This is a genomic window from Streptococcus oralis subsp. dentisani (genome assembly GCF_002860905.1).
Taxonomy (GTDB): domain Bacteria; phylum Bacillota; class Bacilli; order Lactobacillales; family Streptococcaceae; genus Streptococcus; species Streptococcus oralis_BA.
This window is the reverse complement of record NZ_PKIG01000002.1, coordinates 1-15404: the sequence shown is the minus strand read 5'-3', so window position 1 is coordinate 15404 and position 15404 is coordinate 1. Positions and strand designations below refer to the sequence as shown.

At 41.5% G+C, this 15404-nt stretch carries 17 protein-coding genes, 1 pseudogene and 1 other annotated feature; of the genes and pseudogenes, 1 reads left to right on the top strand and 17 read right to left on the bottom strand.

The window, feature by feature from the left end; genetic code table 11:
• Positions 1-2: 2 nt before the first annotated feature.
• The 10 genes from smpB to ybeY all read right to left on the bottom strand — a co-directional run bounded on the left by smpB (position 3) and on the right by ybeY (position 7764).
• Entirely contained in the window at positions 3-470 is a 468-nt protein-coding gene (gene smpB / locus CYK16_RS03115; protein WP_001051750.1) for an SsrA-binding protein SmpB, read from the bottom strand.
• Positions 433-2787: a ribonuclease R gene (gene rnr, locus CYK16_RS03110; RefSeq protein ID WP_060805668.1), complete on the bottom strand. Its 2355-nt coding sequence runs from the start codon at positions 2785-2787 to the stop codon at positions 433-435. The genes smpB and rnr overlap by 38 nt, the downstream gene beginning before the upstream one ends.
• A 101-nt stretch (positions 2788-2888) precedes the next feature.
• On the bottom strand, positions 2889-3122 hold the full coding sequence (gene secG / locus CYK16_RS03105) for a preprotein translocase subunit SecG (protein WP_000282517.1): 234 nt from the start codon (positions 3120-3122) through the stop codon (positions 2889-2891).
• Between the two features lie 39 nt (positions 3123-3161).
• On the bottom strand, positions 3162-3311 hold the full coding sequence (gene rpmG, locus CYK16_RS03100) for a 50S ribosomal protein L33 (RefSeq protein ID WP_001809104.1): 150 nt from the start codon (positions 3309-3311) through the stop codon (positions 3162-3164).
• Entirely contained in the window at positions 3311-4510 is a 1200-nt protein-coding gene (locus tag CYK16_RS03095; protein WP_060805667.1) for a multidrug efflux MFS transporter, read from the bottom strand. Before CYK16_RS03095 ends, rpmG begins: the two co-directional genes overlap by 1 nt.
• The gene (coaE, locus tag CYK16_RS03090; protein WP_060805666.1) at positions 4497-5102 is read right to left on the bottom strand and encodes a dephospho-CoA kinase; all 606 of its coding nucleotides are present in this window, start codon (positions 5100-5102) and stop codon (positions 4497-4499) included. Before coaE ends, CYK16_RS03095 begins: the two co-directional genes overlap by 14 nt.
• Positions 5102-5926: a DNA-formamidopyrimidine glycosylase gene (gene mutM / locus CYK16_RS03085; protein WP_060805665.1), complete on the bottom strand. Its 825-nt coding sequence runs from the start codon at positions 5924-5926 to the stop codon at positions 5102-5104. The genes coaE and mutM overlap by 1 nt, the downstream gene beginning before the upstream one ends.
• 48 nt (positions 5927-5974) lie before the next feature.
• Positions 5975-6874, bottom strand: coding sequence for a GTPase Era (gene era / locus CYK16_RS03080; RefSeq protein WP_060805664.1), 900 nt, complete (start codon positions 6872-6874; stop codon positions 5975-5977).
• A 16-nt stretch (positions 6875-6890) separates the two neighbouring features.
• Positions 6891-7286: a diacylglycerol kinase family protein gene (locus tag CYK16_RS03075; protein ID WP_000378166.1), complete on the bottom strand. Its 396-nt coding sequence runs from the start codon at positions 7284-7286 to the stop codon at positions 6891-6893.
• A complete protein-coding gene (gene ybeY, locus CYK16_RS03070; RefSeq protein ID WP_000275156.1) occupies positions 7267-7764 on the bottom strand; it encodes an rRNA maturation RNase YbeY in 498 nt (165 codons plus the stop codon). The genes CYK16_RS03075 and ybeY overlap by 20 nt, the downstream gene beginning before the upstream one ends.
• A gap of 104 nt (positions 7765-7868) precedes the next feature.
• Between ybeY and pavA the strand changes: the two genes are divergently transcribed.
• Positions 7869-9524 carry an Rqc2 family fibronectin-binding protein PavA gene (gene pavA / locus CYK16_RS03065; protein ID WP_060805663.1) on the top strand — a complete coding sequence of 552 codons (1656 nt, stop codon included), beginning with the start codon at positions 7869-7871 and terminating at the stop codon, positions 9522-9524.
• Between the two features lie 257 nt (positions 9525-9781).
• Here pavA and CYK16_RS03060 read toward each other — a convergent pair.
• The 7 genes and pseudogenes from CYK16_RS03060 to infC all read right to left on the bottom strand — a co-directional run bounded on the left by CYK16_RS03060 (position 9782) and on the right by infC (position 15066).
• A pseudogene (locus tag CYK16_RS03060) lies at positions 9782-11362 on the bottom strand (N-acetylglucosaminidase).
• Between the two features lie 93 nt (positions 11363-11455).
• Positions 11456-12442, bottom strand: coding sequence for a dihydroorotate dehydrogenase (locus tag CYK16_RS03055; protein WP_161800610.1), 987 nt, complete (start codon positions 12440-12442; stop codon positions 11456-11458).
• Positions 12405-13205: a dihydroorotate dehydrogenase electron transfer subunit gene (locus tag CYK16_RS03050; RefSeq protein ID WP_004254684.1), complete on the bottom strand. Its 801-nt coding sequence runs from the start codon at positions 13203-13205 to the stop codon at positions 12405-12407. Before CYK16_RS03050 ends, CYK16_RS03055 begins: the two co-directional genes overlap by 38 nt.
• A 248-nt stretch (positions 13206-13453) precedes the next feature.
• Positions 13454-13834, bottom strand: a complete 381-nt coding sequence (gene gloA / locus CYK16_RS03045) for a lactoylglutathione lyase (RefSeq protein ID WP_060805662.1) — start codon at positions 13832-13834, stop codon at positions 13454-13456.
• 57 nt (positions 13835-13891) lie between these two features.
• The gene (rplT, locus tag CYK16_RS03040) at positions 13892-14251 is read right to left on the bottom strand and encodes a 50S ribosomal protein L20 (protein WP_000124834.1); all 360 of its coding nucleotides are present in this window, start codon (positions 14249-14251) and stop codon (positions 13892-13894) included.
• Between the two features lie 51 nt (positions 14252-14302).
• Entirely contained in the window at positions 14303-14503 is a 201-nt protein-coding gene (rpmI, locus tag CYK16_RS03035; protein WP_001125943.1) for a 50S ribosomal protein L35, read from the bottom strand.
• Positions 14504-14535: 32 nt separating this feature from the next.
• A complete protein-coding gene (gene infC / locus CYK16_RS03030) occupies positions 14536-15066 on the bottom strand; it encodes a translation initiation factor IF-3 (protein WP_180948737.1) in 531 nt (176 codons plus the stop codon).
• 15 nt (positions 15067-15081) lie between these two features.
• Positions 15082-15213 (bottom strand) — a sequence feature (ribosomal protein L20 leader region).
• Positions 15214-15404 lie beyond the last annotated feature (191 nt).

Here is a 15404-nt window from a genome sequence, read left to right as displayed (position 1 = left end):
TTTTATCGTTGGTTGACTGCTTTCATCACACGCGCAATATCGCGATTCTGCTCACGTCGTTTGATAGACTCCCGTTTATCATAGTCATGCTTCCCTTTAGCTAAACCTAAAAGGAGCTTGGCATAACCATCTTTGATATAGACTTTAAGGGGAACCAGGGTCATTCCTGTTCCTTTGGTCTCTTGTTCCAACTTTTGGATTTGCTTCTTATGGAGTAAGAGTTTTCGACGACGTTCTGGTTCTTGGTTCCAGATATTGCCCTCTTCATAAGGTGCGATATGAACATTGCTCAACCAGACTTCCCCATTTTTTACTTGGGCAAAACCATCCTTGAGATTGATTCGAGCAGCTCGCACACTCTTGATTTCAGTCCCAGTCAGGACCATCCCTGCTTCTAGCGTATCTACGATTGTATAGTCGTGGCGTGCCTTTTTATTTTGTGCAACGACCTTTCCCTCGCCCTTTGCCATGCTTGGCTCCTTTCTTAGCTACTTCCTTATAAAAAGGTTTCTTTCCTTTTTTCTTCTTGTCTTTTTGTGAATGCTTGCGCTTATCATTTGAGCGTCCTGATTTTCTTTTGTCTTCCTTCTTATCTGAACGACGATTTGAACCACGTCCTCTGTCACTACGACTAGACTGTTTCAACCCTTTTTCGATCACATCAAACTCACTTGGGATATATGAGAAATCAATTTCACCCGTCATCTTGTCAGCTCTTTCAACTCGGATACGGATTTGCTGACCTACACGGAAGGTTGTTCCTGATTTCTCTCCACGAAGAGTCAAATCACGTTCATTGAAATGATAAAATTCAGGTAGATTAGTGATGTGAATCAAGCCTTCAACTGTGTTTGGCAATTCGACAAAGAGACCGAATTTGACAATACTTGATACAACAGCATCGTACTCGTCACCCACGTATTCTTCCATATATTCAGCCTTTTTCATAGCTTCGACTTCACGCTCAGCCTCAATGGCACGACGTTCACGGTTGGAAGACTGGGTCGCAATCTCTGGAATCACTTGCTCAAAATGCTCTGCTATTTCCTTAGAACGGCCATAATCACGAATCATACGGTGAACAAGAAGGTCTGGATAACGACGAATCGGACTAGTAAAGTGAGTATAATAGTCAGCAGCTAGTCCATAGTGGCCGTGATTGTGCTCCGAATAGCGAGCCTGCTGCATAGAGCGAAGAAGCATCATGGACAATACATCTGCATAAGGTTCTCCCTCAACAGTACGCATGATGTCTTGGAGGGCCTCCTGGCTAATCTCACTGGCAGTTCCATAAATTCGCAAGCCAAAGCTCGAAGCATAATCAATAAACTTCTGAACCTTTTCAGCCTTTGGCTCCTCATGGATACGATAAATAAAAGGCAAATCCAGCTTGCTAAAGTGCTCAGCCACTGTTTCGTTAGCCATCAACATAAAGGACTCAATCATGCGCTCGGCAACACCACGCTGACGAAGAACGATATCAACAGGCTTACCTTGCTTATCCACTAAAATCTTAGCTTCATTGGTATCAAAATTGAGGGCTCCACGTTTCACACGCATGTTTTCTAAAGTTTCATGAAGCTTGGCCATAAGTTCGATACTAGGAACAATTTTCTGATAGTCTTGCCGCTTTTCCTCGTCGCCAGCTAGGATATCATTGACATCACTATAGGTCATACGGAAGCTTGTCTTGATAACCGTTTGTGTGATGGTGTAGTTGACTACACGACCATGTTTATCAATCTCCATAATGGCAGATTGGGTCAGGCGGTCAACTTGAGGATTGAGAGAGCAGATGCCATTTGACAAACGCTCTGGAAGCATTGGCACCACGCGGTCTGTCACATAAACAGAAGTCGCACGATTAAGGGCTTCCTTGTCAAGAGCTGAACCCTCAGTCACATAATAGGAAACATCGGCGATGTGAACCCCCAGCTCCAGATTGCCATTTTTCAGAGCCTTGATATGCACTGCATCGTCCAAGTCCTTGGCATCCGCACCGTCAATGGTAAAGGTAATTTCATCCCTCAAATCCAGACGGCCTTCCATATCCTTTTGAGACGGAGCATCAGGAACACTTTCTGCTTCCTTGACAACAGCTTCTGGAAACTCGGATACAATGTCCATAGACTCCAAAACCTCAAGGACATCAATTCCAACATCCGTTGAATGCCCCACCACATCGAGAACACTTGCGACAAAGAAATCATGTTTCTTGCTTGGGTATTTATCGATAAAGACCTTGAGAACTTCGGTTCCCTCCAGTTTAAGGGCTGGTTTCTTAACATAAATCGGTTGACTGATTTTCTGATTTTTCGAACGGATGTAGCCTGCATACTTAGGCTTTTCCTGATCAAGAACGATTTGACCGACAACAGTTGTCAAACTGTGTTCTAAGATATCGATAATTTTTGCTTCCGCTGCTGTTCCCTTATTGCGGTCAGCGACTTTCTTGATGACGACCTCAACGGTATCGCCATCAATGGCGTAGTTAACATCGTTTTTTCCTACAAAAAGGTCGTCCTCCTCGCCTTCTAGGCTGACAAAACCAAAGCCATTTTTATGGGCATGAAAAATTCCCTTGAGGGTAATCTCATGTTTTTTCTTGGCTTCCAAGGTCAGACTGCCATCTTCTTCAAAGCGAATCTGGTGCTTTCTTTCCATTAAGGACAAGGTTTTAATCAACTCACGAAAATCCTTGGACTTGTCTTTTCCCAAAGCCTGAGCCAAGTCATTGACAGTCACCTTTCCCTTATCTTGCAAATATTCTTTTATTCTATCTTTCATATTTTCTTTCTAGATTTTTTAATTTTCTTTTACTGCAAAACCTTCTCAAATATCTTTTAAAAATAAAAAGAGGCAAAGACCTAGTCCTGCCCATTATTTTCTTATCTACTTGATAATACCGTCAATGCTAAGGCAATGGCTAGCCAGAAAAAGACTAAAATCCCTGTCAAACGCTGCATTACAGCTTCAAAACCGCGTGCTTTACTGCGTTCAAACAAATCACCTGAGCTGGCATCAAATACATTGCTGGATTGGTTTTTGGTTGGTTGCATGAAAATCGCAATCACAATCACAACAGATAATACTAATAAAATGGTTAATAATAGGTTATACATATCAAACTCCTTAAAATCCCTATTATTTTACCATAAAATCTACTTAGATTCAAGATGTAGGGTTACTTTTCTTTCCTTGGGACAATACTTTAAAACCTCGATCTTGTCTGGATGGGTTTTTGAATTTTTACTGGTTAGGTAATTGATACTGCCACAAGAGGAGCATTTGAGATTAATTTTTACTCGCACTAGATTTCCTTTACTTTTAATAATGTTCGAAATTGAAGAAGGTTAAAGAGACAACTAAAGGCAACACAAAGGCTTGTCGCATAGAAGACTGCATGGTAGCCAAATTGACCTGCTACTGCAGAACCTGCCATGGGACCAACGACACCGCCCAGATAAAAGAATACCTGATTAAAGGCAAAGACCCTCGAAATACCAGCTTTGGGCGTCATCTTGCTGAGAAGGGCATTAACCCCGGGAATCAAGGCACCAGTTCCCAAGCCAAAGAGGAAACGATAGAGTCCTAGTTGAAGCGGACTAGAGGCATTGGCACAGAGGAGATAGATGATAACTGAATAAAACTGGGCTACAACCAAGAGGCGATGGTTGCCCACCTTATCACCTAGCTTTCCCATGACTCCTGCACTCATCATACTGGAAAAGCCCATACTGGATACAATCAAACCAGATACAAAAAGAAGATTCTCTGTCTGGCCTAAGTCGCGCACATACAAAGCTAAGATAGGGCCGATTGATTGGGCTGAAAATTGGATGACAAAACTGGTTAGAAAGAGATTGACCAAAAGATAGGGATATTTAACTGAGGTAAACAATTCCTTTGTTGGAATGGCCTTTTCCTTGGCTACTGGTTGAAAATCTTCCTTGATAAAGCAAATAGTCAAAACAGCAGCTAAGAATAGAAAACTACCAACCAGTAAGAAAACAGTACGAATGCCAAATAATTCTGCGATAAAGCCACCAATAAAGGGACCAGTTAGAGTACCTGCAACTACGCCTGTAGACAAAGTACCTAAGGCAGTTCCTGATTTCTCCTTGGGAACCTGACTGGCTATCAGGGCCGTTGCATTGGGAACAAAACCAGCAAATACACCGTTTAGTAAACGAAGAAAGATTAACCAATAGATATTTGGGACAAAGGCCAAGCCTCCCATAGTGATAGTCATGGCCAGGCCAGCCCGAATCATCATGGGTTTTCGACCGTATTTATCAGCAAGGATGCCCCAGATAGGAGAGAAAAGCGCCGCAGAAATAGCAGAGACAGAAATAGCTAAGCCTGCATAAAAAGCAACTTGCTCTCCCCCTACACCCAGACTTTCCACAAAGATAGGCATAAAAGGCACAACTAAGGAAATACTGGCTCCTGTCAGAAAATTACCAAACCAGGCAATGCGCAGATTATCCTTCCAGTTAATCTCTGTCATCTTGCTTACCTCCCTCAAGCAGGGAGAACACCTGAGTAAGAAGCTGGTCCTGATTTCCATTGTTGTTTAAAACATGGCTGGCCAAATCTTTCTTTTTCTCTGAAGGCCACTGGGCTACCAGACGAAACTCAGCTTCATCTTTGGACAAGTGGTCCCTTTTCATTAAGCGTTCTACTTGGACATCTCTATCCACATAGACCAACCAAGTCTCATCAAACCAAGCACTGTAGTCCTGCTCAAAAAGTAGGGGAATATCCATGAAGAAAATCTCTTCTGTCTGAGCCAATTGGTCTCTTAATGTAGCTAGTTCCTCACGGATAATCTCTCCTTGGATTTGCTTCGACCATTCACGTTCTTCAGGATTTGAAAAGATGAGACTAGCTAGGAGAGGGCGATTGAGTTCTCCATTTTCTAGAATGATTTCTTGCCCAAAGTGCTGGTCTAGAGCCTCAAACAGACGACCACCAGGTTTCTGTAGTTGGTGGACAACCGCGTCGGCATCCACTACTTGAAAACCTTGCTTTCTTAGAAAATTTGTCACAGTTGACTTACCAGAGGCAATTCCCCCAGTGATTCCAATGATTTTTCCCATCAGCCCCTCCTTTGACAGTTTGGACAAAAGTGAGTTCCTCGTCCGCCTAGTTGGATTTTTTCAATGATGGTGCCACAGCGTACACATTCTTGACCAGCCTTGTCATAGACCTGATGAAAATCCTGCATGGTTCCATCTTCACCAAAAGCGTTGGTATAGGTCCGAATGGTGGAACCACCTTTTTCAACAGCCTGTCCCAAAACAGCAATGGTCTGGTCATGAATGGCAGTAGCTTCTTCTGCTGTCAAAGTCTGGGAAGGTCTGGCTGGATGAACCTGAGCTCGCCAGAGAACCTCATCCACATAAATATTGCCAAGGCCAGCTACCAAAGTCTGGTCTAGGAGATGGGATTTGATAGGCTTTTTGGACTTGGCTAGGGCAGCTTGAAAGACCTGCAAATCAAAGTCTTGCTCGCTTGGTTCAGGACCTAATTTTTTAGAAATAAAGTAGGCTTCCAAAAGGTCAGGAGACAAGAGTTCCATAGTCCCAAACTTGCGTACATCCTCATAAACAAGGGTTCCACCGTCCTCAAACTGAAAGAAAACATGGGCATGTTTGCGTTCAGGAACCTGGTCTGGATAGTAAAAATACTTGCCCTCCATGCGCAAATGGGAAATCAAGATCTTGTCTGTCAGGTAGAAAAGCAAATATTTTCCACGGCGTCCTGTTGACTCAACAACTTGACCAGGCACTTCCTTTTGAAACTCGTCCAAATCTGTCTTAATCATCTTGGGATAGCGAATTTCTACACTCGAAATCTTCTTACCCAGAATCAATTTTTCTAGGCCACGACGAACGGTTTCAACCTCAGGTAATTCAGGCATAAGTCCTCCTTCTGTAAAAACAAGAAGCAGGCATGAGCCCACCTCTACTTAGTATTCTTTTTCATTATAGCCAAAGTCAGCCAAATCTAGCTTCTTATCTCGCCAGTTTTTCTTAACCTTGACCCAAGTTTCTAGGAAAACCTTGTCCCCTAGCATAAGTTCAATATCACGACGGGCCATGCTACCAATTTTCTTAAGCATAGCGCCACCTTTACCGATGATAATCCCTTTTTGGCTATCGCGCTCGACCATGATAGTTGCACGAATGTGAACCTTGTCTGTCTCTTCATCTCGTTTCATAGAGTCAACAACCACAGCAACTGAGTGAGGAATCTCTTCACGAGTTAGATGCAAGACTTTCTCGCGAACCATTTCTGAAACCAAGAATCGTTCTGGATGGTCTGTGATTTGATCAGACGGGAAATATTGGAAACCTTCGTCCAGATTTTCACTCAAAATATCCACTAGACGAGAGACGTTATTTCCTTGAAGAGCTGAGATTGGTACAATTTCCTTAAAGTCCATTTGGTTACGGAAATCATCAATCTGAGACAAAAGCTGATCTGGATGAACCTTATCAATCTTGTTCACCACCAGAATAACAGGAACCTTAGCAGCCTTGAGACGATCGATAATCATATCGTCTCCCTTACCACGCGCCTCATCCGCAGGTACCATAAATAGAACTGTATCCACTTCACGAAGGGTGCTGTAGGCAGACTCAACCATGAAATCTCCAAGAGCTGTTTTAGGCTTGTGAATCCCTGGTGTGTCGATAAAGACAATTTGCTCCTTATCAGTCGTGTAAATTCCCATAATTTTGTTGCGCGTTGTCTGCGCCTTGTCACTCATAATAGCAATCTTTTGCCCCATAACGTGATTTAAAAAAGTTGACTTCCCAACGTTGGGACGTCCTAAAATGGCTACAAAGCCTGATTTAAAAGTCATAATTTCCTCTTACTGTTTAAAATAATAAATCCCAGATTCGTGGGAGAAAAATCAATGCGCCTGTTAAGGCTGCGAAAAGAGAGACCACTAATACCGCGCCAGCCGCCATATCCTTGGCATTTTTAGCCAGCATGGAAAAGTGATAGTGACTGGCCAAATCCACCACATTTTCAATAGCAGAGTTGATAATTTCAAAGGCTACTACCAAGAAAATGCTCAATAGGAGAAATAGCCATTCGATTCGTGACACCTGAAAAACAAAGCCTGCAAGAATGACGACAAGAGCCGTCACTGCATGTTTTCGCATATTTCGTTCTTCCTTGATAGCAGTAAAAATCCCTGTGAGGGCAAATTCTAAACTGGATATCAGGTCACGATTTTTCCATTTTCGTTTATTGTCTTGTGAGTCCATAGGCTGTCAAAATTTCTTCTTGTAAACCGAACATCTCCGCTTCTTCTTCCGGAGTGTAGTGATCATAGCCGTTGATATGTAAAAATCCGTGTACTGCCAAGAAGCCCATCTCACGTTCAAAGCTGTGACCGTATTCCTCGGCCTGCTCATGAGCCTTATCGATAGAGATGAACAGTTCCCCAATATAGGCATCAAACTCAGACATCATCTCTGCCAATTCTGGATTTTCAAGTAAATCCTCTTCGTCAAAGGCAATTTCCAACTCTGGCTTATATTCAAGGCTGATGACATCTGTCGGACGGTCTGTGTCACGGTACTCCAGATTGAGTTCATGACTACGCTCATTGGTCACAAAAGTGACTGCCATTTCCTTGTCTTCTTTTCCTAATTTTTGGGCTGCAAATTCCAAAATTTCTTGGGTTTGTTGCAACATTTCTTTTGAAACTTGACCAGTTTCATCTACCATTTCAATATACATGTGCTTCTCGTTTCTCTTTACTTGGCTTTATTATACCACATTTCCATGATTTTATTCTACCTTTTTGATATAATACTATGGAATACAATCACAAGGAGAGAACGATGTCATTTGACGGATTTTTTTTACACCACATGGTTGAGGAATTGCGAAGAGAGTTAGTGAACGGTCGCATCCAGAAAATCAATCAACCTTTTGAACAAGAGTTGGTCTTGCAAATCCGCAGCAATCGCCAAAGCCATCGCCTGCTCCTTTCTGCCCATCCAGTTTTTGGACGCATTCAGCTGACCCAAACGACTTTTGAAAATCCAGCTCAACCTTCCACCTTTATCATGGTTTTGAGAAAGTATTTGCAGGGCGCCCTGATTGAATCAATTGAGCAAGTGGAAAATGACCGTATTGTGGAAATTACAGTTTCTAATAAAAACGAGATTGGAGACCATATTCAGGCTACCTTGATTATCGAAATCATGGGGAAACACAGTAATATTCTACTGGTTGATAAAAGCAGTCATAAAATTCTCGAAGTCATTAAACATGTTGGCTTTTCACAAAATAGCTACCGCACCTTGCTTCCTGGGTCGACCTATATCGCTCCGCCAAGTACGGAATCTCTTCATCCTTTTACGATCAAGGATGAAAAGCTCTTTGAAATCCTGCAAACTCAGGAAATAACAGCTAAGAACCTTCAAAACTTCTTTCAAGGTCTGGGACGCGATACGGCAAATGAATTGGAAAACATTCTGGTTAGTGATAAACTATCTACTTTCCGTACCTTTTTCAATCAAGAAACCAAGCCATGCTTGACTGAGACTTCCTTCAGCCCAGTTCCTTTTGCAAATCAAGTGGGAGATCCTTTTGCAAATCTTTCTGATTTGTTGGACACCTACTATAAGGATAAGGCTGAGCGCGACCGTGTCAAACAGCAAGCCAGTGAACTCATTCGTCGTGTTGAAAATGAACTTCAGAAAAACCGCCACAAACTCAAAAAACAAGAAAAAGAGTTACTAGCGACAGACAACGCTGAAGAATTTCGTCAAAAAGGAGAATTGCTGACAACCTTCCTCCACCAAGTTCCCAATGACCAAGACCAGGTTATCCTAGAAAACTACTATACCAACCAACCTATCACGATTGCGCTTGATAAGGCCTTGACTCCCAACCAGAATGCCCAACGCTATTTTAAACGGTATCAGAAACTCAAAGAAGCTGTCAAATACTTGACTGATCTGATTGAAGAAACCAAGGCAACTATTCTTTATCTGGAAAGTGTGGAAACCGTCCTCAACCAAGCTGGGCTGGAAGAAATCGCTGAAATCCGTGAAGAATTAATCCAAACAGGCTTTATCCGTAGAAAACAGCGAGAGAAAATCCAGAAACGCAAAAAACCAGAACAGTATCTAGCTAGTGATGGCAAAACCATTATCTATGTCGGTCGTAATAACCTACAAAATGAAGAACTAACCTTTAAAATGGCCCGCAAGGAGGAACTTTGGTTCCATGCCAAGGACATTCCTGGAAGCCACGTTGTCATTTCAGGCAATCTTGACCCATCTGATGAAGTCAAAACAGACGCAGCAGAGTTAGCTGCCTACTTCTCTCAAGGGCGCCTGTCGAATCTGGTGCAGGTGGATATGATTGAAGTCAAAAAACTCAATAAACCAACTGGTGGAAAACCCGGCTTTGTCACTTACACAGGACAAAAGACCCTCCGTGTCACACCAGATTCAGAAAAAATTGCATCCATGAAAAAATCCTGATTTTACTTAAAATCAGGATTTTTAACATACTATTCACTCAAATCATATTCATACTCAATGAAAATCAAAGAGCAAACTAGGAAGCTAGCCACAAGCTGCTCAAAGCACTGCTTTGAGGTTGTAGATAAGACTGACGAAGTCAGCTCAAAACACTGTTTTGAGGTTGCAGATAGAACTGACAAAGTCAGTAACCATATATAATCCAATGCGACGCTGACGTGGTTTGAAGAGATTTTCGAAGAGTATCAATTATAGGACTAATCTTTGCCACCTAATTTCTCATTGATTTTCATCATCACACTAGCAATTTTTTCACCCCAATAAGGGTCTGAGGCATATTCCACATTAATACCAGACGCCTTGTTTCCAAGGAAAGTTTTGCCCCTATCGATATAATTTTCCTTAATCCACTTGCTTGCACCTAAAATTCCTTTATCCACATCATCAAATGTCTTGGCAGAAAGGTAAGGGGTCGTATCATAGGCTGTAATTCCAAAAAAATTATTCTTATCTTTGGCAATCTTACTTCTTCCCCAGTCGCTTTCTAAGGCACTATGAGCAAGGAGATAGAGGGCATTGATATGGTAATGTTCTTCGGCTTCCTTAAAGGTAGCTCCCTTGTTCTCCAAGAGACTATTATTAATATTTAGCAGACTAAATACCTTATCCAAGTCTTCAGCACTATAGTTTGTAGCCTCTGTCAATTCTTTAAAAAGGAAGGGATTTTCAAGGTTAAAACCATCAAAATGCAGGCCATCTGCCGAATAATATTTCTTGCCTACTTCCATATCAGAAAGATGAGCAGATACTGGGATACTAGCATTCTGAGCCACATAGTGATAAAAACGATGTCCATCACTCTCATAATAAGGGATAAAATCCTTACTAGCATCTAGCGCTTGTAAATCTTCTGTTTTCATATAGCCTGACAAACCAGAAATAGTAATAGCCAAGCGCTTGTCATCACTTTTTCTATCCTTATCTATCCAAACAACACTACCTTGCGATATATAGGACAGCTTTTCACCATCTGCATTATAAATATTTGCTGTGACAGGCACTACTTGATAGTAAGCAGCATTTTCGTTTGTAGTTTTTTCTCCAAGCCATTTACCATCGCTTCCGAGCTGATAACCATCTACTGTCTCATTTTTCGCCATGTAGCCACCGGATTTTAGATAATAATAGTGACCATTTTCGAAAATCTATTCTTTATCAGCATGATTTCCATTTTCTTTGATATAAAACCAAGATTGATAGTGAGCATCAAAAAGCCAACCTTTCTGTACTTTGGCACCACTAGCATTCACATAAGCCTGGTCAATCCACTGACTTGTCAGTAAATAACCACCGGATTTGAAATAATAGTCCTTCCCTTTGATTTGGAGCCATTCTTTCTCTGCGTGCTGTCCATCTGCTTTTATATAAAACCAAGCGTCGTATTGAGAATCAAATACCCAGTCTTCTATTACTTTGGCACCTGTTGCACCAACATAGGAAGTTCCTACCCAGGAATTTCTTTTCATCTTTCCATTTTGGTCAAGATAGTAGAAGGCTCCCTTGTCTTCTACCCATTCTAACTTGGCCATATAGCCACCAGATTTGAGGTAAAAATAATCATCACCTTGTTTCAGCCATTCATTTTCAGCATAGTTGGCATCTGCTTTTATATAAAACCAAGATTGATAATGAGCATCAAAAATCCACTCATTGGCTGCTTGACTGCCGTCTGCTTTCAGGTATTGTTTTCCTTGCCAAGTACCATCACTGGCCATTACACCCTCTGGACTAGCTAAGAAAAATAGTAGGGCTAAAAAAATAAATCTTACTTTCTTCATTAACCTTCTTCCTCTGTTCTTTTTTATTGTATCAAAATTCTCTATAATAAACATTACAAACTGATAAAAAATCAAGAACAGATTGATTGCAGTTTACCTCAGAGACTCTTTTACTTCCTTGCGGAGATTTTCTAGACTGCTAATACCATATTTATCCATGACTTTTGGTAAATTTTCGATGATATCAGGGCAGGCATAAGGATTGGTAAAGTTGGCTGTTCCAACTCCAATGGCAGATGCTCCAGCCAGATACATTTCTAGGGCAGCTTCTGCCGAATCCACTCCCCCCATTCCAATGATAGGCAAGTCTGTTGTTTGAGCTACTTGGCGAATGAGTTTGAGGGCTACTGGAAATACTGCTGGACCAGACATTCCACCTGTTCCATTGGCCAAGATTGGTTTTCTGGTTTTGAGGTCAAAGCGCATTCCAACTAGAGTATTGATCATGGTTAAGCCACTTGCTCCCGCATCTTCTGCAGCTTTTGCGACAGTGACGATATCGGTCACACTAGGAGTTAATTTGACATAAACTGGCACATCAGAGGCTTCCACAGCCGCTTTCACCACATCATAAGCCAGATCAGGATCTTGACCAATCAAGAGTCCGTGATTGCAATGATCTACGTTAGGACAAGAGATATTGAGCTCAATTGCCTTTACATTAGCTGCCTTGGAAATACCATGAGAAACAGCCGCATACTCTTGTTTTGAAAAACCAGCCACATTGGCAATAATAGGAAGATTTGGATATTCTCTTTCCAGCCAAGGTAACTTTTCAGCCAAAACAACTTCCAAACCAGGATTTTGCAAACCGATTGCATTAAGCATACCAGCGGGTGTCTCTGCCACCCTTGGAGTTGGATTTCCAAAACGGGGTTCAAGAGTTGTCGCCTTGATCATAATAGAACCCAAAAGGTCTAAATCATAGTACTTGGCATACTCTTGTCCAAAACCAAAACAGCCTGATGCTGGAATAATGGGGTTTTTCAAGTCCAAGCCAGGTAGAGAAACTTGTAAACGATTTCTAGTCATAATTTTCTCCTTATAATACAACTGTTCCTGTGCGGAAAACAGGGCCATCTTCACAGACACGTTGGCTAACCGTCTCGCTTTCTGGCACTTTTAAGACACAGGCATAGCAGGCCCCCATCCCACAAGCCATACGAGATTCCAGAGATAGATAGGCTCTTGGGTGGTCATAAAAAGTTTGATTGATATACTTCATCATTCCTGGAGCCCCACATGAGTAAACAGCATCAAATTGATTGTCTAAATCCTTGATAACAACGGAAACATTTCCCTTAATACCATAAGAACCATCATCTGTCGTTACAAAGACCTGACCATATTGAGCTAATTCCGTCTCTAAAATAACAGCATCCTTATTAGCAAAACCAAGGACTGTCACTACTTTTACTCCACGCGCATGCAATTCCTTGGCCACCTCAAGTAAAGGAGGTACACCAATCCCCCCTCCAACTAAGAGAATCTGGCTCTGCTCATCCAGATCAGACAAGTCAAATCCATTCCCCTGAGGTCCCATCACATCAAGAGTATCTCCCTGACTTAAGGTTGAAAAAATAGCTGTCCCAGCTCCCTCAATCCTATAAATGAGATGACACTGCTTCTTTACCTTATCAATAGACGAAATTGAAATAGGACGACGCAAAAGATGGGCATCATCAGGCACACGCAGATGAAGAAATTGGCCTGCCCGCATAGCTTCAACCATTTCCCCTTCTAGGACTAATTCAAAGATTGCTGGCGCGATTTCTTCCTGTGCTACCACCTTCATGGTTTCCAAACGAATTGCACCCAAACGTTTCTTACATGTGGGATTCATGACTTTTCCTCCTTAAATTTTAAGGGGACCAGACAAAGAAAAGACCTTGCTAGTGCAAGGCCTCAGTTAAAATCGTACAAGACAAGAGAGCACACTCAAAAAGTCTCCTCTAGAAAATTGCACTATTCTTTTATCTGACACCTTGTGAGTCTCTCTGGACTCCCCTTAAAGGTTAAATTTTTATTAGTATACTCTTTCAACCAAAAAAAGTCAAGTAGAAAACGAACATTCTACTTGACTTCACGAGATTATTTTTCACGAATGACTTCGATCTTGTAGCCATCAGGGTCTTTGACAAAGTAATAGTTAGGTGCAGTTCCTGGTAGGCCATTTGGCTCAGTCACTTCATATCCTTTGGCACTGTGCTCTTGATGAAGCGCCTCAAGATCAGGTGTACTGAGGGCGATATGGGCAAACCCATCTCCAACCACATAAGGACCGTGATCGTAGTTATAAGTCAACTCCAACTCATAATCGTCACCCTCAAGCCCTAGATAGACAATCGTGAAGGCATGGTCTGGAAAATCTCTGCGACGCAATTCTTTAAATCCAAAAGCATCTTGATAAAATGCAATTGATTTTTCAAGATTTTCTACTCGCAAGCAAGTATGTAGCATTTTTGAAGCCATATTTTTCTCCTTTATTTTTAAAAAGACTGGGACAATCCTGTTCCAGTCTATCTGTTATTATTTACCAAGTTTTGCTTTCGCTGCATCTGCAAGAGCTGTGAAAGCTGCTGCATCGTTAACAGCCAAGTCAGCAAGCATTTTACGGTTAACTTCGATCTCAGCCAATTTCAAACCATGCATCAATTGTGAGTATGAAAGTCCGTTCATACGAGCTGCCGCGTTGATACGAGTGATCCACAATTTGCGGAAGTCACGTTTTTTCTGACGACGGTCACGGTATGCATAGTAGTAAGAGTTCATTACTTGTTCTTTTGCAGTACGGAACAAGATGTGTTTAGCTCCATAGTAACCTTTTGCTAATTTAAGAATACGTTTACGACGTTTGCGTGATACAACGCCACCTTTAACACGTGCCATGTTTTATTTCCTCCAAATATTTCCTAGAATTGTTTACTTACTGTTAGGCTATTATTTCAAGCGAGTAAGCATTGCTTTGATACGTTTGTAATCTCCTGAATGCACCATAGATGCTTTACGAAGATGACGACGTTGTTTCTTAGTTTTTCCGTGGAAACGGTGAGAAGTGTAAGCACGGAAACGTTTAAGTCCACCAGAACCTGTACGTTTGAAACGTTTAGCTGATGCGCGGTGTGTTTTTTGTTTTGGCATGATTTTTTCTCCTTTATTTAACTTTCTGACAATTATTTTTTGTCAGTCGCTGGCGCCAATTGCATGAACATTTGACGTCCATCCATTTTAGCACGTTGTTCGATGATGGCAATATCTTGAGTTACTTCAGCAAACTCGGCTAAAACTTTTGCACCAATCTCTTTATGGGTAATCATACGACCCTTAAAGCGAATAGATACCTTAACTTTATTTCCTTTTTCAAGGAATTTGCGTGCATTGCGAAGTTTTGTATCAAAGTCACCCTTGTCAATAGTTGGACTTAGACGAACTTCTTTCACAGTAACAACACTTTGTTTTTTACGTTGTTCTTTTTGCTTCTTCTGGTACTCAAATTTGAACTTACCGTAGTCCATAATTTTTGCAACAGGTGGTTTGGCTTGGGGTTGAATCAATACTAGGTCAACATTAGCGTTATCAGCCAAAGCTTGCGCTTCACTGAGTGGCTTGATGCCTAGCTGTTCTCCTTCAAGACCAATCAAGCGAACTTCACGTACACGAATCTCATCATTGATGAATAAGTCTTGCTTTGCTATGGTTTTCACCTCTTTTGTTTTATTAGAGAAAAACAATAGCGGACTCGTAAATATACAAGCCCGCACGTTATGATAGCGTTTCTTAGAAACTTTTCATCCGTAGGGCCAGGCAACTTAATGTCACAAGGCGAGAAGCTCTCACTTCTGCTTTTCTCAACTTTTATATGATACCAAGTTTTCTAGCTCCTGTCAAGATAAAAAGTTATTTTTTTGAAAAGTTTCTGCTCATGGTAATTTCTCAAAGTAACTTCCACTTGCCTGACCAAAGTGGAAATTAGTCTAAAACGGATTTTTATGGTGGAATTAAGTATGAGACGTTTGAGTTAGAAATGAGGCTCACTATGACA